General features: G+C 70.6%; 18 protein-coding genes. 6 read left to right on the plus strand and 12 right to left on the minus strand.

What is annotated here, in order from left to right; translation table 11 throughout:
• The first annotated feature begins 73 nt into the window (after positions 1 to 73).
• Positions 74 to 1,225 carry a DNA glycosylase AlkZ-like family protein gene (locus HNR15_RS08725; RefSeq protein ID WP_179480916.1) on the plus strand — a complete coding sequence of 384 codons (1,152 nt, stop codon included), beginning with the start codon at positions 74 to 76 and terminating at the stop codon, positions 1,223 to 1,225.
• Between the two features lie 66 nt (positions 1,226 to 1,291).
• Here the strand turns inward: HNR15_RS08725 and HNR15_RS08730 are convergent, their stop codons facing one another.
• The 11 genes from HNR15_RS08730 to uvrA all read right to left on the minus strand — a co-directional run bounded on the left by HNR15_RS08730 (position 1,292) and on the right by uvrA (position 13,950).
• Positions 1,292 to 1,642, minus strand: coding sequence for an RNA polymerase-binding protein RbpA (locus HNR15_RS08730; RefSeq protein ID WP_179480918.1), 351 nt, complete (start codon positions 1,640 to 1,642; stop codon positions 1,292 to 1,294).
• 11 nt (positions 1,643 to 1,653) lie between these two features.
• A complete protein-coding gene (gene secG / locus HNR15_RS08735; protein ID WP_179480920.1) occupies positions 1,654 to 1,896 on the minus strand; it encodes a preprotein translocase subunit SecG in 243 nt (80 codons plus the stop codon).
• 112 nt (positions 1,897 to 2,008) lie between these two features.
• Positions 2,009 to 2,812 (minus strand): triose-phosphate isomerase, encoded by an 804-nt coding sequence (gene tpiA, locus HNR15_RS08740; RefSeq protein ID WP_179480922.1) that lies wholly within the window; start codon positions 2,810 to 2,812, stop codon positions 2,009 to 2,011.
• A 3-nt stretch (positions 2,813 to 2,815) separates the two neighbouring features.
• The gene (locus HNR15_RS08745; RefSeq protein WP_179480924.1) at positions 2,816 to 4,015 is read right to left on the minus strand and encodes a phosphoglycerate kinase; all 1,200 of its coding nucleotides are present in this window, start codon (positions 4,013 to 4,015) and stop codon (positions 2,816 to 2,818) included.
• Positions 4,016 to 4,020: 5 nt separating this feature from the next.
• Entirely contained in the window at positions 4,021 to 5,016 is a 996-nt protein-coding gene (gene gap / locus HNR15_RS08750; protein ID WP_179480926.1) for a type I glyceraldehyde-3-phosphate dehydrogenase, read from the minus strand.
• Between the two features lie 121 nt (positions 5,017 to 5,137).
• The gene (gene whiA / locus HNR15_RS08755; RefSeq protein WP_179480928.1) at positions 5,138 to 6,121 is read right to left on the minus strand and encodes a DNA-binding protein WhiA; all 984 of its coding nucleotides are present in this window, start codon (positions 6,119 to 6,121) and stop codon (positions 5,138 to 5,140) included.
• 112 nt (positions 6,122 to 6,233) lie between these two features.
• Positions 6,234 to 7,196: a gluconeogenesis factor YvcK family protein gene (locus HNR15_RS08760; RefSeq protein ID WP_343048479.1), complete on the minus strand. Its 963-nt coding sequence runs from the start codon at positions 7,194 to 7,196 to the stop codon at positions 6,234 to 6,236.
• 11 nt (positions 7,197 to 7,207) lie between these two features.
• Entirely contained in the window at positions 7,208 to 8,119 is a 912-nt protein-coding gene (gene rapZ, locus HNR15_RS08765) for an RNase adapter RapZ (RefSeq protein WP_179480933.1), read from the minus strand.
• Positions 8,120 to 8,147: 28 nt separating this feature from the next.
• Positions 8,148 to 10,190, minus strand: a complete 2,043-nt coding sequence (uvrC, locus tag HNR15_RS08770; protein ID WP_179480935.1) for an excinuclease ABC subunit UvrC — start codon at positions 10,188 to 10,190, stop codon at positions 8,148 to 8,150.
• Between the two features lie 150 nt (positions 10,191 to 10,340).
• A complete protein-coding gene (locus HNR15_RS08775) occupies positions 10,341 to 10,811 on the minus strand; it encodes a Rieske (2Fe-2S) protein (protein ID WP_218883625.1) in 471 nt (156 codons plus the stop codon).
• A 202-nt stretch (positions 10,812 to 11,013) separates the two neighbouring features.
• A complete protein-coding gene (gene uvrA, locus HNR15_RS08780; protein ID WP_343048607.1) occupies positions 11,014 to 13,950 on the minus strand; it encodes an excinuclease ABC subunit UvrA in 2,937 nt (978 codons plus the stop codon).
• 166 nt (positions 13,951 to 14,116) lie between these two features.
• On the opposite strand from uvrA, the gene HNR15_RS08785 reads away from it, so the two are divergent.
• From HNR15_RS08785 to HNR15_RS08795, 3 genes are read left to right on the plus strand one after another with little or no spacing between them, the layout of a single operon-like run.
• Positions 14,117 to 14,782: an MBL fold metallo-hydrolase gene (locus HNR15_RS08785; protein WP_179480941.1), complete on the plus strand. Its 666-nt coding sequence runs from the start codon at positions 14,117 to 14,119 to the stop codon at positions 14,780 to 14,782.
• Between the two features lie 59 nt (positions 14,783 to 14,841).
• On the plus strand, positions 14,842 to 15,564 hold the full coding sequence (locus tag HNR15_RS08790; RefSeq protein ID WP_179480943.1) for an NlpC/P60 family protein: 723 nt from the start codon (positions 14,842 to 14,844) through the stop codon (positions 15,562 to 15,564).
• On the plus strand, positions 15,561 to 16,475 hold the full coding sequence (locus HNR15_RS08795) for an EamA family transporter (RefSeq protein ID WP_179480945.1): 915 nt from the start codon (positions 15,561 to 15,563) through the stop codon (positions 16,473 to 16,475). Before HNR15_RS08790 ends, HNR15_RS08795 begins: the two co-directional genes overlap by 4 nt.
• A 15-nt stretch (positions 16,476 to 16,490) precedes the next feature.
• On the opposite strand, the gene HNR15_RS08800 is transcribed toward HNR15_RS08795, so the two are convergent.
• Entirely contained in the window at positions 16,491 to 16,835 is a 345-nt protein-coding gene (locus tag HNR15_RS08800; protein ID WP_179480947.1) for a DUF3817 domain-containing protein, read from the minus strand.
• A 141-nt stretch (positions 16,836 to 16,976) separates the two neighbouring features.
• Here HNR15_RS08800 and HNR15_RS08805 point away from each other — a divergent pair, with 141 nt between their 5' ends.
• Together HNR15_RS08805 and HNR15_RS08810 are read left to right on the plus strand one after the other, a co-directional pair.
• A complete protein-coding gene (locus HNR15_RS08805; protein WP_179480948.1) occupies positions 16,977 to 18,467 on the plus strand; it encodes a CoA-acylating methylmalonate-semialdehyde dehydrogenase in 1,491 nt (496 codons plus the stop codon).
• Entirely contained in the window at positions 18,464 to 19,873 is a 1,410-nt protein-coding gene (locus HNR15_RS08810) for an aspartate aminotransferase family protein (RefSeq protein ID WP_179480950.1), read from the plus strand. The genes HNR15_RS08805 and HNR15_RS08810 overlap by 4 nt, the downstream gene beginning before the upstream one ends.

The raw sequence follows: 19,873 nt of genomic DNA on the forward strand, positions 1-19,873 counted from the left end.
TACGACCCCATACTCTGAGCTGCCGGAGGTTCGCTTGCGACGGATCTCCGCAGGATCGCGCCGTCGTGCTCTCGTGCGGCGCCACCGGCTCGCCGGCGACGCCGACGGACCGGAGGAGGTGACGCGGGCGCTCGTCGCGCTTCACGCGACGGACCCGGCGTCGGTGTACCTGTCCGTCCTCGCGCGCAGTGCCGCGACCACGCTCGGCGAGGTGTCCGAGGCGATGTACGACCGGCGCAGCCTGGTGCGCTGGATGGGGATGCGTCGCACGCTGTTCGTCGTCGCTCGCGATGACGTGCCGATGATCCAAGCCGCGGTGAGCGCATCGGTGGGAGCGACGCTCCGCCGCCGGCTCATCTCCCGCATGATCCGCAATGGCACCGAACCACCTCTCTCCGACGAAGTGGACGAGTGGCTGCGAAGCCTCGAAGGCGACGTCGAGAGCGCGTTGGTCCGGCTCGGCGCGGCCACCGGGACTCAGTTGGCGTCCGAGGTGCCGGCTCTGAGGACGCTGATACCGGCGCGGACGGCGTCCGAGAGCGTGCAGCGTCTCACCACGTCCGTCCTCACCCTGATGAGCGCCGACGGGCGGCTCGTCCGCAGCACCCCGACCGGACCATGGACCAGCCGCCGGCATCTGTGGGAGACGACCACTGCCTGGTGGCCGCACAGCGTCCCGCTCGTGGACGAATCAGACGCGCAACGCGACCTCGCACGCCGGTGGCTGGAACGATTCGGACCCGCCACGGTCGAGGACCTGCAGTGGTGGACCGGCTGGACCAAGACCACCACCGCCCGCGTGCTCCAGGCACTTCCGATCGAGGAGGTCGACCTGCACGGGCGACCTGGAATCGCCCTCTCCGACGGCTCCGATCAAGAAGCCGCGGATGCGGAGGACTGGGGACGCCGACCGCCGGTCGCTGCGCTGCTGCCCGCCCTCGACCCCACGCCCATGGGATGGAAGCACCGCGACTGGTTCCTCGGTATCGAGCAGGAAGCGATCTTCGACCGCGCCGGGAACATTGGTCCCACCCTCTGGTGGGACGGGGAGATCATCGGATCCTGGGCCGTCGCGCCGTCCGGCGAGATCCGCACCGTGATCGCGGCCGAGCGCGGCGAGGATGCGCGTACGGCCGTGGACGATGCGGCGGCCCGACTGCAGGCCAGGCTCGACGGCGCCGTCGTGATCCCCGCCGTCCGCACAGCCCTCGAACAGTCGCTCTGAGACGCGTCTGGGGTCGTGGCGCGCTCTCTAGAGCGCGCTACGACCCCATCGACAGAGTCTGTCCGGTCAGCGGATCAGGCCACGGCCCCTCAGGGTGCCGAGCGCCTCATCGAGGATGACGGCGCCCTCGGCGTCGCTGCGGCGTTCCTTCACGTAGGCCAGGTGGGTCTTGTACGGCTCGGCGCGTGGCGCGGTCGGCGGGTTGTCCTTGTCCTGCCCGGCAGGCAGGCCGCAGCGGGGGCAGTCCCAGGTCTGCGGGATCGCCATACCGGGCTCCTCCGCGAAGCTCGGCCGGGTCTCGTGCCCGTTGGCGCAGTAGAACGCCACCGTCACCCGCGGCGCGGAATCACCCCGCTCCGCCTCCCCCATGGGACCGGCACCGACTCGACTTCCACGAATTGCATTACCACCGGCCACGAACGGGCTCCCTAGCTGAATCGAGCGACGAGACCCAGGCCGACGACGGCCAGGATCCAGAGCGAGCCGCCGACGACGGTGAGGCGGTTGAGGTTGCGCTCCGCGACCGAGGACCCGCCGAGGCTGGAGGAGACCCCGCCACCGAACATGTCCGACAGTCCACTGCCCTGCCCCTTGTGCAGCAGGATGAGGAGCACCAGTAGGACACTGGTCAGCAGGACGATCACCTGCAGGGCGATACGGATGACATCCACGTGCCTGGAACTCACCTTCGATGGAGCGGAGACCCACCCGGTACGGGCGGCCGTTGCGAATTTTACACAGTCGGCGGCGGTCCACCCGCATACCGGCTGCTACTGGTGAGGATCAGGTCGCGCCGACGTGCGCCTGGTAGCGGCAGATCGTCGCGAACTCCTCCACGTCGATCGACGCCCCGCCGACCAGCGCGCCGTCGACATCGTCCTTGGCCATGATGGCCGCGACGTTCCCCGATTTGACCGATCCGCCGTAGAGGACCCGGACCGCTGCGGCGACCTGGTCGGAGTAGAGCTGACCCAGGCGGCCACGGATGGCCGCACACACCTCCTGCGCGTCGTCCGGGGTGGCGACCTCGCCCGTGCCGATGGCCCACACCGGCTCGTACGCGATGACGATGCTGTTCACCTGCTCGGCGGACAGACCGTGCAGCGCGACGTCCAGCTGACCCAGGACGAAGGCCACCTGGTCGCCGGCGCGGCGCACCTCCAGGGACTCCCCCACGCACAGCAACGGCGTGACGCCGTTCTGGTACGCGGCGGCGACCTTCTGGGCGACCAGCGCGTCGTCCTCGTGGTGGTACTCGCGGCGTTCGCTGTGCCCGACGACGACGTAGCTGCAGCCGAGCTTGGCCAGGAACCGGCCGGAGATCTCACCGGTGTAGGCACCCGACTCGTGCGCGGACAGATCCTGCGCGCCGAACTTCAGCTTGAGCCGGTCACCGTCGATCAGGGTCTGCACCGAGCGGATGTCGGTGAACGGCGGGATCACCGCCACCTCGACCTGCGCGAAGTCGTGCCGCTTGTCGCGCAGCATCCAGTCCAGCTTCTGGACCAGCACGGTGGCCTGCTGGTGGTCCAGGTTCATCTTCCAGTTGCCCGCGATCAGCGGGACGCGGGCGCTGGTGTCGGCCATGGGTCAGTCCTCCAGGACGGCAAGACCGGGCAGGGTCTTGCCCTCCAGATACTCCAGGCTCGCTCCCCCACCGGTCGAGATGTGCGAGAAGTCGTCGTCGGCGAATCCGCCCTGGCGTACGGCGGCGGCGGAGTCGCCACCGCCCACGACGGTGAACGCGCCAGCCGACGTCGCGTCGACCAGCGCCTGCGCGACGGTCTGGGTGCCGGCGGCGTACGGCGCCATCTCGAACGCGCCCATCGGGCCGTTCCAGAAGACCGTCTTCGCACCGGCGATCCTGCGCGCGAACAGCTGCGCCGACTCCGGTCCGATGTCCAGGCCCATTCGGTCGGCCGGGATCGCGTCCGCGGCGACCAGGTCGTGCGCGGCGTCCGCAGAGAAGGCATCGGCGGCGACGACGTCGACGGGCAGGACGATATCCACTCCCCTGTTCTCGGCGTCCGCCAGATAGCCCTTCACGCGGTCGATCTGGTCCTTCTCCAACAGCGAGGTGCCCACCTCGTGGCCCTGCGCGGCCAGGAAGGTGAAGACCATGCCGCCGCCGATGAGCAGCATGTCTGCGTGCTGCAGCAGGTTCTCGATCACGCCGAGCTTGTCGGAGACCTTGGCGCCACCGAGCACCACGGCGTACGGGCGCGCGGGCCGGGTGAGGCGTTGCAGCACCGCGACCTCCTGCTCGACCAGTCCGCCGGCCGCCTGCGGAAGCCGCTCGGCGACGTCGTAGACGCTCGCCTGCTCGCGGTGCACGACGCCGAAGCCGTCGCTGACGAAGACGTCCGCGAGAGAGGCCAACTGGTCGGCGAACTCCGCGCGGGCGGCAGCGTCCTTCGCGGTCTCACCGGGGTTGAAGCGCAGGTTCTCCAGCATGGCGACCTCGCCGTCGCCCAGGGCGTCGACGGTGGCGTGCGCGGACGGTCCCACGGTGTCCTGCGCGAGCGGCACCGGGACGCCGAGCAGCTCGGACAGCCGCTGCGCCGCGGGTGCGAGGGAGTACCTCGCCTCCGGTGCGCCCTTCGGTCGGCCGAGGTGCGCGCAGACGATCACCCGTGCACCGGCCTGCGTGAGCCGCTGGATGGTCGGCACCGACGCGCGGACCCGGCCGTCGTCGGTGATGGCGCCGTCCTTGTCGAGCGGGACATTCAGGTCGCTGCGCAGCAGCACCTTCTTGCCGCGCAGGTCACCCAGATCCTTGATCGTGCGCATCGGGCTCAGAGGCCCTTGCCGACCAGCGCCGTCAGGTCCACGAGTCGGTTGGAGTAACCCCACTCGTTGTCGTACCAGCCGACGACCTTGACCTGGTTGCCGATGACCTTGGTCAGGCCGGAGTCGAAGATGCACGAGCTGGGGTCGGTGACGATGTCGCTGGAGACGATGGGGGCGTCGGTGTACTTCAGGTAGCGCCCGTCGGCCACCTTCTTGACGGCCTCGTTGACCTCCTGGACCGACGTCTCGCGGCCCGCCTCGAAGGTGAGGTCGGTGGCCGAGCCGGTCGGGGTCGGCACCCGCAGCGCGTAGCCGTCGAGCTTGCCCTTCAGCTCCGGCAGCACCAGGCCGATGGCCTTCGCGGCACCGGTGGAGGTCGGCACGATGTTGATGGCCGCGGCGCGGGCACGGCGCAGGTCCTTGTGCGGGCCGTCCTGCAGGTTCTGGTCGGCGGTGTAGGCGTGGATCGTCGTCATCAGGCCCTTGACGATGGTGAACTCGTCGTTGAGGGCCTTCGCCATCGGTGCCAGGCAGTTGGTGGTGCACGAGGCGTTGGAGATGACGTGGTGCTTCGCCGGGTCGTAGTCGCCGTCGTTGACGCCCATCACGATGGTGATGTCCTCGTTGGACGCGGGCGCGGACACGATGACCTTCTTGGCGCCACCGTCGATGTGCACCCGGGCCTTGGTCGCGTCGGTGAAGAGGCCGGTGGACTCGATGACGACATCGGCGCCGAGGTCACCCCACGGCAGCGCGGAGGGGTCACGTTCGGCGAAGGCCTTGAACGACTTGCCGTTCGCGGTGATCTCGTCCTCGGACGAGGTGACGTCGCCGTCGAAGATCCCGAGGATCGAGTCGTACTTCAGCAGGTGTGCGAGGGTCGCGTTGCTGGTCAGGTCGTTGACGCCGACGATCTCGATGTCGGCGCCGGAGGCGACGGCGGCGCGGAAGAAGTTGCGGCCGATGCGGCCAAAACCATTGATACCTACCCGGACAGTCACGATCGGCTCATTCCTTCTGGTTGGAGGACTTCGGCAGGCCTCGACCCTATGGGACAACTCGCCGGTACGCCGAACGGCCGTGTGCGGTCGTCTGACCCCGGCGCGCGTGGTCGCGGACGGGTCAGCCGTCCAGCATGTCCGGCGTGAGGTTGGCGTCGGTGCCGGGAATGTCCCGGTCGCCGGCCAGCTTGTCGGCCATCGCGAGCAGCCGACGAATCCGCCCCGCCACCGCATCCTTGGTCATCGGCGGCTGAGCCAACTGACCCAGCTCCTCGAGACTCGCCTGCTTGTGCTCGACCCGCAGCCGCCCCGCCTGCGCCAGGTGGTCGGGCACGTCCGGGCCGAGGATCTCCAGGGCCCGCTCGACGCGGGAGCCGGCCGCGACGGCGGCCCGTGCGGAGCGGCGCAGGTTGGCGTCGTCGAAGTTCGCCAGCCGGTTCGCGGTCGCCCGCACCTCGCGGCGCATCCGCCGTTCCTCCCAGGCCAGCACCGCGTCGTGGGCGCCGAGCCGGGTCAGCATCGCCCCGATCGCGTCGCCGTCACGGATGACCACGCGGTCGATCCCGCGGACCTCGCGGGCCTTCGCCGAGATCCCCATGCGGCGGGCTGCACCGACGAGTGCCAGAGCGGCCTCCGGCCCGGGGCAGGTGACCTCCATGGAGGAGGAACGGCCGGGCTCGGTCAGCGAACCGTGCGCGAGGAAGGCACCACGCCACGCGGCTTCGGCGTCGCAGACGGCGCCGTTGACGACCCGCGGGGGCAGGCCGCGCACCGGACGCCCCTTGGTGTCGATGAGGCCGGTCTGGCGCGCAAGGGCCTCGCCGTCGCCGACGACGCGTACGACGTAGCGGCTGCCGCGCTTGAGACCGCTGCCGCTCATCACGACCAACTCGGACTTCTGCCCGTAGACCGCGGCGATGTCCTGTCGCAGGCGGCGAGCGGTCGCCGCGGTGTCGAGCTCGGCCTCGATCACCACCTTGCCGCCGATGATGTGCAGCCCGCCGGCGAAGCGCAGCACGGCGGAGATCTCCGCTTTCCGGCAACACGTCTTGGTGACGGCGAACCTGCTCAACTCGTCTTTGACGGTGGCAGTCATCGCAGGCATGGGCGTCATTCTCGCACCGGCGACGCGCTGCTCGGGTCGTCACGGGCCCGACTTTTCCGTCAGGGCCACCGACCGCCGTACGGCGTGTCGCGTTTGCGCAGGTGAGGGGGCTTCAGTCGTCCAGGACGTCGCGGTACGCCGCTGCGAGACGCAGCGGATCGTGCGTGCCGGGGGTGTCGGTGTCGGCGACCGGGGCCCGGACGACGCGGGCGCCGAGGCGGCCGGCGGCCTCGGTGAGCAGGTCCGCCTCCTCCCCGTCGACCGACACGTCGGCCAGCACGACGTCCAGGTGCAGGTCGGGTGCGTGCGCGGTCAACACCTCGAGATAGTCCGCGGCGGCGAAGCCCTCGGTCTCGCCGTCGTGCCGCATCATGTTGAGCGTCAACATCTTTCGCGCCTTCGTCTGCACGAGCGCGTGGCACAGGTCCGGCACCAGCAGATGCGGCATCACCGAGCTGTACCAGGAGCCGGGACCGAGGATCACCCAGTCCGCGTGCTCCACCGCCTCGACGGCCGGCACGCAGGGCGCGGGCGGGTCGGGGTGCAGTCGCACGCTCAACACCCGGCCACGGGCCGTCGCCACCTCGACCTGCCCGACGACGTCGACGACCTCGTCCGGGCGGTCCGGATCGGCGCCGAGCACACTGGCCTCGATGCGCAGCGGCTCCGCGGCCATCGGAAGCACCCGACCCCGAGCGCCGAGCAGCCGCCCGACCAGGTCCAGGCCCGCGACCGGGTCGCCGAGGAGATCCCACAGCGACGCGATGATCAGGTTGCCGAGCGCGTGACCGCCGAGCGGGCCGTCGCCGGCGAACCGGTGCTGCAGTGCGTCGCGCCACTGCAGTCCCCACTCGGAGGTGTCACAGAGCGCAGCGAGCGCCATCCGCAGGTCGCCGGGCGGCAGGATGTCGAACTCGTCGCGCAACCGCCCGCTCGACCCCCCGTCGTCGGCGACGGTGACGATCGCGGTGATCTTGTCGGTCACCAGCTGCAGGGCCTGCAGCGACGCGGCCAGTCCGTGACCGCCGCCGAGAGCGGCGACGGCCGGCCGGGCGAACGCGGCGGGCGTGGTCACCCGCGGAGCACTCACTCTCGTCCCAGGTCGCGGTGGACGGTCACGGCGTGGGTGCGACCGGTGCCCAGACGTTCGGCGAGCGCCTCGGTGATCGCGACGGACCGGTGCTTGCCGCCGGTGCACCCGACGGCCAGGGTGGCGTAGCTGCGCCCCTCCCGGCGGTAGCCGGCGAAGACCGGCTCCAGCATGGCCAGTGCGCGTTCGAGGAACTCCTCGGCCCCGGACTGCGCGAGCACGAAGTCCGACACCACCTTGTCCTGGCCGGTGAACGGGCGCAGGTCGGGATTCCAGAAGGGGTTGGGCAGGAAGCGCATGTCGAAGACGATGTCGGCATCCAGCGGGATGCCGTACTTGAAGCCGAACGACATCACCGCCACCCGCAGGTCGGGAGAGTTGTCGTCGCCGAGCATCTCGCGCACCTTGGTGCTGAGCTGGTGCACGTTCAGGCCGCTGGTGTCGATCAGGACGTCGGCCGCGGCGCGCAGGTCGCGCAGGGCGACCCGCTCCGCCACGATGCCGTCGAGCAGCCGGCCCTCCCCCTGTAACGGGTGCGGGCGGCGTACGGACTCGAACCGGCGCACCAGGGCCTCGTCGGTCGCATCCATGAAGACCACGATCGGCCGGTAGTTGCCGGCCCGCAGCCGCTCGAGCCCCTCGGTGAACTCGGCGAAGAAGGTGCGGGACCGGATGTCGACCACGGCGCAGAGCCGTCGCCCGTTCGAGTCCTCGTCGCCGTTGTCGTCGCCGCCGTGGTCCAGCAGGCTCGCCATCGAGACGAGCAGCTGCGGCGGCAGGTTGTCGATGACGTACCAGCCGCGGTCCTCGAGCACGTTGGCCGCGGTGCTGCGACCGGCACCGGACATGCCGGTGATGATCACCAGTTGGGACGCTGCGGAACTGAGCGGGTCGGCCTGGTCACTCATCGGGGCTCCTTGCTGGTCGCGGGCCCCATCAGTCGAGGACCTCACCGGTGGAGAGGTTGACGGCCGGGGTGGTGTCGACATCCTCGCGCAGTCGGTCATGGATCGTCGCCGCCAGGGCCGGGCCGATGCCGGGGACGGTGGCGAGCTCCTCCGGCGGGGCGGCACGCATCTTCTTGACCGAACCGAACTGCTTCAGCAGCGCCTTGCGCCGGGCATCGCCGAGACCCGGGATGCCGTCCAACGCGGAGGTGGTCATCGCCTTGGACCGACGCTGACGGTGGAAGGTGATCGCGAAGCGGTGCGCCTCGTCCCGGACCCGCTGCAGCAGGTAGAGACCCTCGCTCGTACGCGGCAGGATCACCGGGAAGTCGTCATCGGCGACCCACACCTCCTCCAGACGCTTGGCCAGGCCGACGACCTCCACGTCGTCGATACCGAGAGCCTCCAAGGCGTGCGCCGCGGCGTTGACCTGGGGCTTGCCTCCGTCGACGACGACCAGCTGCGGCGGGTAGGCGAACCGCTTGGGCTTGCCGGTGGTCTCGTCGATCGGCCCGGACACCGGCGGTGTCCGCGCACCCGGCCCGGTCCCCGCGATCTCCTCGACGTCGGGACTGTCACCGAGATCCAGCTCCACGTCGTTCGCGCCGTCGCGGTCGGCCAGGTAGCGCCGGAACCGGCGGGTCAGCACCTCGTCCATCGCGGCCGTGTCGTCCAGTCGCACGGTGCCGTCCGGTGCCGGCGTGCCGCGCACGATGAAGCGGCGGTACTCCGCCTTGCGTGGCAGACCGTCCTCGAAGACGACCATCGACGCCACCACGTTGGTGCCCTGGATGTGGCTGACGTCGAAGCACTCGATCCGCAGTGGCGCCTGACCCAAGTCGAGGGCCTCCTGCAGGTCCTGCAACGCCTGGCTGCGCGCGGTCAGGTCGCCGGCACGGGCGACCTTGTGCCGGGCCAGGGACTGGGTCGCGTTGCGCTGCACCGTCTCCATCAGGGTGCGCTTGTCGCCGCGCTGCGGCACCCGCAGGTCGACGTTCGAGCCGCGCAGACCCTGCAACCACTGCGCCATCGGCTCGGGGTCGGGCGGCAGCACGGGCACCAGCACCTCGCGGGGCACCCCGTCGCCGGACTCCCCGCCGTACACCTGCCCGAGCAGCCGCTCGATGACCTCGGCCAGTCCCAGGTCGCCCTCGGACTGCTTGTCGACCACCCAGCCGCGCTGGCCGCGGATCCGGCCGCCGCGGACGTGGAAGACCTGCACGGCCGCCTCGAGCTCGTCGTCGCTGACACCGAAGACGTCGGCGTCGGTGGCGTCGCCCAGCACGACGGCCGAGCGCTCGAGCGCCTTCTCCAGTGCGCCGAGGTCGTCGCGACGGCGGGCCGCGGTCTCGAAGTCGAGGTCGGCGCTGGCGTCGCGCATCTCCTGGGCCAGGCGCTTCTGGAAGCGCGCGGTGTTACCGGCCATGAAGTCGCAGAAGTCCGCGGCGATCTCGCGGTGCTCGTCCTCGGTGACCCGGCCGACGCACGGTGCCGAGCACTTGTCGATGTAGCCGAGCAGGCAGGGACGGCCGACCTGGCCGGCCCGCTTGAAGACACCGCTGCTGCAGGTGCGCACCGGGAAGACGCGCAGCAGCTGGTCGAGGGTCTCGCGGATCGCCCAGGCGTGCGCGTACGGACCGAAGTAGCGGGTGCCCTTGCGCTTGGCGCCGCGCATCACCTGCGCGCGGGGGTAGGTCTCCCCCATCGTCACGGCGAGGTAGGGATAGGACTTGTCGTCGCGGTACTTGACGTTGAAGCGGGGGTCGTACTCCTTGATCCAGGAGTACTCCAGCTGCAGCGCCTCGACCTCGTTGCGGACGACGGTCCACTCGACGCTCGCGCCGGTGGTGACCATGGTGCGGGTCCGCGGGTGCAGCGCCGCGATGTCCTGGAAGTACGACGACAGTCGGCTGCGCAGCGACTTGGCCTTACCGACGTAGATGACCCGCCCGTCCTTGTCACGGAAGCGGTAGACGCCCGGATCGACCGGAATCTCCCCGGGCTTCGGACGGTAGGACGACGGGTCTGCCACCGGGTCAGCCTACGAACCACCGCCGACAGGGCAGGCATGCGCCTCGGCCGAGCGGTCGTCGTCGCAGGTCACAGGTCGACGGTCAGGCGCCCACCGCGGTCCGGGCCCCGAGGCGGGCAGCGGCGACCTTCTCGACGAGCGGTCCCGCGCTCAGCTGACCTTGAGCGAGGACCCCTCGGCGGTCACGGTCTTGGCGGGCAGGGGCTTGGGAGCCGGGCCACTCGTGACCGATCCGTCCTTGATGCTGAAGTGGCTGCCGTGACACGGGCAGATGATCTCGCCGTCCGCAACGGACCCGACGGTGCACCCCGCGTGGGTGCAGATCGCCGAGAACGCCTTGAACGAGCCGGACGTGGGCTGAGTGACGACCACCTTCGCGTCCCCCAGGATCTTGCCCCCGCCCACCGGGACGTCCGCCTTGGCCACCGTCGTGCCGCCACCGCCGCCCCCTGAGGCCGAGCCGGACCCACCGGAGCCCGAGGAACCACCGCAGGCGGCGAGCCCGAGCCCGGCGATTCCCACGCCGGTGACAGCCGTCGCCCGCACGACGGTGCGCCGGCTCGGGCTGACGGGTGCGTCGTCGATGTCGTTCGTCGATGCGCGGTCGTTGTCGTTCACCATTGAACGATCATCCATCGCGGATCCGGCGAGGTCGACACCCGGGTGCTGTGGTTCGCCTGTGTATCTCCTGCGGTTGTCAGCAGGTAAGTGACGCCGACACCACGGATCCGCTGACAACCGCGGGATCCAGCCACCGGTTGTCAGCGAAAAGGTGACGCCGGCGCCACGGATTTGCTCACAACCGCGGGATCCAGCTACGGCGTCAGCTGGCGGCCTTCGTGCTGGCCTTGCGCGGCGAGCGGGTGCCTGCGCGACGGGTGGAGGGGCGCGCTGCCGCACTCTGCTTCGCCAGCAACGGCTTGAGGAATCGGCCGGTGTGACTGGCCCGCACCTCCGCGATCTCCTCCGGTGTGCCGACGGCGACCACATCTCCGCCACGGTTGCCGCCCTCGGGGCCCATGTCGACGATCCAGTCCGCCGACTTGATCACGTCGAGGTTGTGCTCGATGACGATGACCGTGTTGCCCTTGTCGACCAGGCCCTGCAGCACGTCGAGCAGCTTGCGGATGTCCTCGAAGTGCAGGCCGGTGGTCGGCTCGTCGAGCACGTAGATGGTGCGGCCCGTCGAGCGCTTCTGCAGCTCTGAGGCCAGCTTCACCCGCTGCGCCTCGCCACCGGACAGTGTCGGCGCCGGCTGGCCCAGCCGGACGTAGCCGAGACCGACGTCGACCAGCGTGGTCATGTGCCGGGCGATGGCGGGCACCGACGCGAAGAAGTCCTTGGCCTCCTCGATCGACATGTCGAGCACCTCGGCGATCGACTTGCCCTTGAAGTGCACCTCGAGCGTCTCGCGGTTGTAGCGCGCCCCGTGGCACACCTCGCACGGCACGTAGACGTCGGGCAGGAAGTTCATCTCGATCTTCAGGGTGCCGTCGCCGGTGCACGCCTCGCAGCGACCACCCTTGACGTTGAAGGAGAACCGGCCGGGCAGGTAGCCGCGGACCTTCGCCTGCTGGGTCTGGGCGAAGAGGCGCCGCACGTGATCGAAGACCCCGGTGTAGGTCGCCGCGTTGCTGCGCGGCGTACGCCCGATCGGGCTCTGGTCGACGTGCACGACCTTGTCGAGCTGGTCCAGCCCCTCCACCGTGCGGTGCCGCCCGGGCACGTGGCGCGCGCCGTTCAGCTGGTTGGCCAGCACGTTGTAGAGGATGCCGTTGACCAGCGAGGACTTGCCCGACCCGGACACCCCGGTCACCGCGACCAGGTTGCCCAGCGGGATCGCGACGTCGACGTTCTTCAGGTTGTGCTCGCGCGCACCGCGTACGACGATCTCGCGACCGTCGTGCGGTCGACGTTCGGTGGGCAGCGGGATCTCCCGCCGACCCGACAGGTAGTCGCCGGTGATCGAGTCCTTGTTTGCGAGCAGACCGGCCACCGACCCGGCATGTACGACGTGCCCGCCGTGCTCCCCCGCGCCGGGCCCGATGTCCACGACGTAGTCAGCCGTGGAGATGGTGTCCTCGTCGTGCTCGACGACGATCAGGGTGTTGCCGAGGTCGCGCAGCCGCGTGAGCGTCTCGATCAGGCGGTGGTTGTCGCGCTGGTGCAGCCCGATCGACGGCTCGTCGAGCACGTAGAGCACGCCGACCAGGCCCGACCCGATCTGGGTGGCCAACCGGATGCGCTGTGCCTCGCCGCCGGACAGCGTGGCGGCGGGCCGGTCCAGGGACAGGTAGTCGAGGCCGACGTCGAGCAGGAAGCCCAGCCGCGCGTCGACCTCCTTGATGATGCCCTCGGCGATCTGCCGCTCGCGCGGAGAGAAGTCGACACCGGGCAGGAAGTTCGCGGCATCGGAGATGGGCAACGCGCACACATCGGCGATCGACTGGCCGCCGACGGTGACCGCGAGGGACTCGGGCTTGAGCCGGGCGCCCTTGCAGACCGGGCAGGGCACCTCGCGCATGTAGCCCTCGTAGCGCTCGCGGCTCCAGTCCGAATCGGTCTCGGAGTGGCGACGCTTCACGAACGGGATGACGCCCTCGAAGCCGGTGGAGTAGCTGCGTTCACGGCCGTACCGGTTGCGGTACTTCACGTGCACCTGGTGGTTCTGCCCCTCCAGCAGCGCCGTCCGCGCCCGCTCGGGCAGCGCGTGCCACGGCGTGTCGAGGGAGAACTTCAAGTCCTCCGAGAGCGCGCCGATGACCCGCAGGAAGTAGTCGGCCGAGGTCGAGCCCTGCGCCCAGGGCAGGATCGCGCCCTCGCGGATCGACTTGTCCTCGTCCGGCACGAGCAGCTCGGGATCGACCTCCAGTTCGGTGCCGATGCCGGTGCATGCCGGGCAGGCGCCGAACGGGCTGTTGAAGGAGAACGAGCGCGGCTCGATCTCGTCCATCGACAGGGGGTGCTCGTTGGGGCAGGCCATCCGCTCGGAGAACCGGCGCTCGCGCTGCGGGTCGTCCTCGTCGAGGTCGACCATCTCCACGATGAGGACACCGTCGGCCAGGATCAGCGCGGTCTCGACGGAGTCGGTGAGCCGCTGCTTCGCGGAGGGGTCGCCGCCGCGGGAGACCAGCCGGTCGACGACCACGTCGATGCTGTGCTTCTTCTGCTTGGCCAGCTTGGGCGGCTCGGACAACGAGACCACGACCCCGTCGACCCGGGCGCGCGAGTAGCCCTTGCCCTGCAGGTCGCTGAACAGGTCGACGTACTCGCCCTTGCGGGACCGTACGACGGGCGCCAGCACCTGGAACCGCGTGCGGTCGGGCAGCTCCAAGAGCTGGTCGACGATGGCCTGCGGCGTCTGGCGGCCGACCGGCTCGCCGCAGACCGGGCAGTGCGGGCGACCGGCTCGCGCGAAGAGGAGGCGCAGGTAGTCGTAGACCTCGGTGATCGTGCCGACCGTGGACCGGGGGTTGCGGTTGGTCGACTTCTGGTCGATCGAGACCGCCGGCGACAGGCCCTCGATGAAGTCGACGTCGGGCTTGTCCATCTGGCCGAGGAACTGGCGCGCGTACGCCGAGAGCGACTCGACGTAGCGGCGCTGACCCTCGGCGAAGATGGTGTCGAACGCGAGCGAGGACTTACCCGAGCCGGACAGACCGGTGAAGACCACCAGCGAGTCCCGCGGGATGTCGACCGAGATGTTGCGCAGGTTGTGCTCCCGGGCGCCCTTGACCCGCAGGTGGTCGTGACCGCGCACCGGTGGGGCGGGCGCGGCGCTTTGGGAGCTGGGAGAACTGGGTGACGTGACGGAACGGCTCGGTCGGGGGGTCGCACTGGGCACGTCCCAATGCTAGGGGCCGGGTCCGACAGGCCCGACCTGGATACGCTGTGCGCCGGTCCCGTCCCGAAGGAGAACACGCCCGATGGCTTACGACGGCAGGACGACACCCGGCAGGCCCGCCCTGGTGCGTGAGCTCGAGGGCGTCACGATCCGCAAGCTCGCGGTCTCCTCGATGGACAACAACGTCTACCTGGTGACCGCCACCGGATCCGGCGCGTCCGTGCTCGTGGACGCGGCGAACGACTGGCCGGCGATCGAGGCGATGATCCGGGAGAGCGGCGCCCGGGTGGAGGCGATCGTCACCACCCACCGGCACGGCGACCACACCGGCGCGCTCGCCGATGCGGCGCGCGCCCTCGGTGCCCGCACGTACGCCGGGGCACCGGACGCCGACCACCTGCCGATCGCGGCCGACGTACGCCTCGAGGACGGCGACACGGTGCAGGTCGACGGGCTCTCCCTCGACGTCGCCCTCGTGCGCGGGCACACCCCCGGCTCGGTCGTGCTGACCTACGCCGACCCGCACGGTCATGACCACGTCTTCAGCGGCGACACCCTCTTTCCCGGGGGTGTCGGTGCGACGAAGAACCACGACGACCAGTCCTTCCCGCAGCTCATCGACGACGTCGAGCAGCGCATCTTCGCTCGGCACGACGACGACGCGTGGGTCTACCCCGGTCACGGCGACGACACCACCCTCGGCACCGAGCGCCCCCACCTGCCCGCGTGGCGGGAGCGCGGATGGTGAGTGGGCTGGGCGACTCGCTCCGGCCCGTCACCGCGCCAGGTCGTCCTGCCCTCGTGCGCGTGTCGATCAGCGGGCTCTGGCTCACGGCGACCTCGCCGCGGCCCATCGACGCCCCGCTGCTCGACGCCTCCCCCGACCACGACCGCTGGCTCGCCGCCATGGACGCCGAGCCGGAGCCGATGGCCGGTCGGCTCGGGCTCGAGGGCCGGCTGGAGACCGAGGTGCTGGCGGGTGAGTCGGTCGAGGTGCACGACCTGCACGACGACTGGGCGTTCGTGACATGCCCCGAGCAGCCGTCGCACAAGAACCCGCGCGGCTACCCGGGGTATCTGCGAGCGGCCCACCTGGACCTCGGGGTCTCCGAGTCCGACGGTGCCGGCGATCCTGCGCCCACCGCCGGCGCGACCTCGGTCGACCCGGCCGCGTTCCTCGATGCGGTGCGGGCCCACGCGGGCGTGTCCTATCTGTGGGCCGGCCTCTCGCCGCACGGGCTGGACTCCTCGGGACTGGTGCACCTCCCGCTGCGCACCCTCGGGGTGCGTTTTCCGCGCGACTGCTCCGACCAGGCCCGGCACTGCGCCCCTGTCGCACCCGCCGATGCGGCCCCCGGCGACCTCCTCTTCTTCGCGCGTCCCGGATCCGAACCGGACCACGTCGGCATCCTCACCGCCACCGGCCGGATGCTGCACGTGCCGCAGACCGGACGCGTCGTCGAGGAGGACGTGCCGACGGACCGGGCCGAGACCCTGGTGTGCGCCGGCCGGATCAGCGCGCTGGGGTGAGGTTCCCCGTCGGCTACCGGCCGCCCCCGCCCGCCCTCGTCCTCACCGCCGTGGTGTCGGTCCAGTTCGGCGGCGCCCTGGCCTCCACCCTCGTCCCTACGATCGGTGCCTTCGGGTCGGTCGGCCTGCGTCTGGGATTCGCCGCCGTGCTGCTGTGCGCACTCGGACGTCCAGCGCTGCGGGGCCGCAGCCGCGCCGACTGGCGGGTGGTGACGGCGTACGCCGCGACGCTGGCCACGATGAACGTCTGCTTCTACGCGGCGATCGCCCATCTGCCGCTCGGTGTGGCTGTGACCTGCGAGTTCGTCGGCCCGCTCAGCCTGTCCGCCGTCCTGTCGCGGCGCTGGCAGGACGCGGCGGCGGTGGTCTGCGCCGTCGGCGGTGTGCTCCTCGTGTCCGGCGCGCTGACGACGCCGTGGTCGAAGATGCCGGTGACCGGCGTACTGTTGGCGCTCGCCGCGGGCGCCTGCTGGGCGGCGTACATCATGGCCTCCGGAGCGACCGGTGCGCGGTTCGCCTCCCTCGACGGGCTGGCGATCGCCCTGGCCATGGGCACCGTGGTCGTGCTCCCGATCGGCGTATGGCGGGCCGGTGACGCGCTGTTCTCGGGCGAGTCACTGGCCAAGGGCTTCGGGATCGCGCTGCTGTCCTCGGTGCTGCCGTACTCCCTGGAGCTGCTCGCGCTACGTCGGCTCGCGGCCCACGTCTTCGGGATCCTGATGAGCCTCGAACCCGCTGCAGGTGCACTCGCCGGACTACTCGTGCTGGGCCAGCGATTGAGCGCGCCCGAACTGGTCGGGATGGCGCTCGTGGTGCTCGCCAGCGTGATCGTGCTCGGTGCCGCCCGTCGCCCGCGGTCGGGTGAGTCCGACGGTGGCTCAGGGGTGCCCGAGGGGCTCACCCCGGCCTGAGGCACGGTCCGCGCCTCAGCCGCGCGGGCGCAGGTCGTGGCGCCGCAGCGCGTACCGCTCGAACCACAGGGTCATGAAGGGCGGCACGCTGCTCACCAGTCCGAGCAGCGCGGTCCGCGCGTCCCAGCGGCGCGACCTGGCCACCCACGCCAGCGCCACCAGGTAGCAGATGAAGACGATGCCGTGCACCATCCCGAAGATCTGCACACCGCGGTCGGTGCTCTTCGCGATCCACTTGAAGTACATCCCGATCAGCAGCGCGAGCCACGACACCGCTTCCAAGGTGGCGATGGCGATGAAGACCTGGGAGGAGAGCTGCGAAGAGGTACGGCGGGCGGGGACGTCGGCTTCAAGTGACACACCGGGACGATAGGTGGTCACTCCTCACCACCGGCACGGCGGCCCGGTCGCCGTGCGCGGGCTCGACCGTGGCACAGGTACCCCGACCAAAACCACCTGTCGGCTGTCTGCGCGGCGGCCGGACGTCCTATCGTCGCCGGTATGACGACGCGCATCTCGCACTGGATCGACGGCGCCGTGGCGCAGGGCTCCTCCGGCAGGGTCGGCCCGGTCTACAACCCCGCGAGCGGCGAGCAGACCGGCGAGGTGGAGCTGGCGAGTGCGGACGACGTACGCACCGCCGTCGCGTCGGCTGCGAAGGCCGCCGCCGAGTGGCGTAACGCGTCGCTCTCGACGCGCGCCGCCGTGCTCTTCGCGTTCCGGGAGCTGTTGCACGACAGCCTGGACGAGCTGGCCGACATCGTGACCTCGGAGCACGGCAAGGTGCACAGCGACGCGGTGGGCGAGATCTCCCGCGGTCTGGAGAACGTCGAGTACGCCACCGGGGTGCCCAACCTGCTGAAGGGGGGCTTCTCCGAGCAGGCCTCATCCGGCGTCGACGTCTACTCGATCCGCCAGCCGCTCGGCGTGGTCGCGGGCATCACGCCGTTCAACTTCCCGGTGATGGTGCCGCTGTGGATGTGCGCGGGGGCCATCGCGGCGGGCAACGCGTTCGTCCTCAAGCCCAGCGAGAAGGACCCGTCGGCGTCGCTCTTCCTGGCCCGGCTGTGGCAGCGTGCGGGACTGCCCGACGGTGTCTTCACCGTCGTACAGGGCGACAAGGAGGCCGTCGACACGCTGCTCATCCACCCGGATGTGAGCGCGCTCAGCTTCGTCGGGTCCACGCCCATCGCGCGCTACATCTACGAGACCGGCACCGCCGCCGGCAAGCGGGTGCAGGCCCTCGGCGGCGCGAAGAACCACATGGTGGTGCTGCCGGACGCCGACCTGGAGATGGCCGCGGACGCGGCGGTCTCGGCGGCGTACGGCGCGGCCGGCGAGCGCTGCATGTCGATCTCCGTCGTGGTCGCCGTGGGCGATTCCGCCGACCCGCTGGTCGAGGCCATCGCCCGGCGGCTGCCCGACGTGACCGTGGGCGACGGCGCGAAACCCGACACCCAGATGGGTCCGCTCATCACTGCGGCCCACCGGGACAAGGTCGCGTCGTACATCGCGGCCGGCGCCGACGAGGGCGCCACCCTGGTCGTCGACGGCCGCGAGGCGGACCTGCCCGCCGACGGGTTCTTCCTCGGTACGACGCTGCTCGACCACGTGCGACCGACGATGTCGGTCTACACCGACGAGATCTTCGGCCCGGTGCTGTCGGTGGTGCGCGTCGACACCTACGACGATGCGCTCGAGCTCGTCAACAGTCACGAATTCGGCAACGGCACAGCGATCTTCACCCGGGACGGCGGCGCGGCGCGCAGCTTCCAGTACGACGTGCAGGTCGGCATGGTCGGCATCAACGTGCCGATCCCGGTGCCCGTGGCGTCGTACTCCTTCGGCGGCTGGAAGGCGTCGCTCTTCGGCGACAACCACATGTACGGACCCGAGGGGATGGCTTTCTACACCCGCGGCAAGGTGGTCACCTCGCGGTGGCCCGACCCGGCCACCTCCACCGTCGATCTGGGATTCCCGAGGACACGATGACCGACAGCATCCTGCGCGAGACCGCCACAGACGCCGAGCCCACCGACCCCGCGAGCCTGCTCGGCCGAGGCGACGAGGCGCAGGTCCGCGCCGACGACCGCCACGTCTTCCACTCCTGGTCGGCCCAGGCCGCGATCGACCCGCTGCCCATCGAGCACGCGCAGGGGTCCTACTTCTGGGACTACGCCGGCAAGCGCTACCTCGACTTCTCCAGCCAGCTGGTCAACATGAACATCGGCTACCAGCACCCCCGGCTGGTCGCGGCCATCGTGGAGCAGGCGCAGCGGCTGTGCTCGATCCAGCCGGCGTTTGCCAACGACGTACGCGGCGAGGCGGCCCGGTTGATCACCGAGCGGGCACCCGAGGGCCTGAACACCGTCTTCTTCACGAACGGCGGCGCCGACGCCAACGAGAACGCCGTGCGGATGGCGCGGCTGCACACCGGGCGGCAGAAGGTGCTCGCGGCCTACCGCAGCTACCACGGCTCGACGGCCGGTGCGATCTCGCTGACCGGTGACCCGCGGCGCTGGCCCTCCGAGCCGGCCGTTCCCGGCACGGTCCGCTACTTCGGCCCTTACCTGTACCGATCGGCGTTCCACGCCGAGACCAAACAGGAGGAGTGTGACCGCGCGCTGGCCCATCTGCGCGAGCTGGTCATGCTCGAGGGACCGCACACCATCGCGGCGCTCGTGCTGGAGACGGTCGTCGGCACGAACGGCATCCTCGTGCCACCCCCGGGCTACCTCGACGGCGTGCGGGCCCTCTGCGACGAGCACGGCATCCTGCTGATCGCCGATGAGGTGATGTCCGGATTCGGGCGGTGTGGCGAGTGGTTCGCCCTCGACCACTGGGGCATGACCCCCGACCTCATCACCTTCGCCAAGGGCGTCAACTCCGGCTACGTCCCGATCGGCGGGGTGCTCATCAGCGACACGGTGGCCGCCACGTTCGCCGACCGTCCCTTCCCCGGCGGCCTCACCTACTCCGGGCACCCGCTGGCGTGCGCATCCGCCGTCGCGTCGATCCGGATCTTCGAGGACGAGGGCATCCTGGCCAACGCGCGGATGCTCGGCGAGGAGGTCATCGCACCCGGGCTGGCCGAGCTGGCGACGAAGCACCCGTGCATCGGCGAGGTCCGCGGTCTCGGGGTCTTCTGGGCGGTCGAGCTGGTCCGCGACCGGGCGACCCGCGAACCGCTGGTGCCGTTCAACGCGGCCGGGGCGGACGCGGCCCCGATGACGCAGTTCGCGGCGGCCTGCAAGAGCGAAGGGCTCTGGCCGTTCACGCACTTCAACCGCACCCACGTCGTACCCCCGTGCACGAGCACGCCGGACGAGGTGCGCGAGGGCCTGGCGATGCTGGACGTCGCGCTCGAGGCGGCCGACCGGCATACGACGGGCGCCTGA

The sequence above is a fragment of the Allobranchiibius huperziae genome, assembly GCF_013410455.1.
Lineage (GTDB): Bacteria > Actinomycetota > Actinomycetes > Actinomycetales > Dermatophilaceae > Allobranchiibius > Allobranchiibius huperziae.